General features: G+C 48.9%; 1 protein-coding gene. It reads right to left on the bottom strand.

The window, feature by feature from the left end; all coding sequences use genetic code 11:
- A partial coding sequence (locus RUMCAL_RS11655) for a leucine-rich repeat domain-containing protein (RefSeq protein WP_169726010.1) occupies window positions 1-513 on the bottom strand: 513 nt, incomplete at its 3' end.
- Window positions 514-587: the final 74 nt, after the last annotated feature.

The following is a 587-nucleotide window of genomic DNA, read 5'->3' as shown; positions in this document are numbered from 1 at the left end:
ATACTTTCCCCACGTTTTCACGCTGGCAGGCACAGTGACTTCTGCAATGGCGGTGTGATAAAAGGCATATGACTGGATCGCAGTAACTGCCTGCGGAATGGTAACAGAAGTCAGACCGGCGGTATAGCCGATTGCAGCATCTTCCTGTGCAAAAGCAGAATCACCAATGCTGGTCAGTGTAGCTGGAAGAGATACCGTTTTCGCATTGGCACAATGATAGAACAGGCGGTCTCCCAGACCAGTAATGCCATTACTGAGCACAATTTCCTTGATCTGGCCATTTTGATAGAACACAGAATCATGAGAGGTATAATCGTAGGTTGCACCCGTTCCACGCAGCAGCAGTTTTCCGTTGTCGTAGAGAACATAGTAGATGTTTTCACCGCATTGTCCGGTTGCTAAGATTTCGCCTGCCGTCAAGTCATCTACCTTGGTCTGCAGTTCGGAAATCTGGCTGTTCATTGCATCCAGCCGCTTTTGCAGTTCGTCCAGTGTGGCATTTGTCTTTGCCATTTCGGCAAGCATCTCTGTCACTCTGCACTTGCCAAGGATGCACTTGCAGTAACCGCATTTGCTCTCATCTGCAC

Source organism: Ruminococcus callidus ATCC 27760 (genome assembly GCF_000468015.1).
GTDB lineage: Bacteria > Bacillota > Clostridia > Oscillospirales > Ruminococcaceae > Ruminococcus_C > Ruminococcus_C callidus.
Note: the sequence above shows the minus strand (reverse complement) of the source record. Positions and strands in the feature narration are given on the sequence as shown.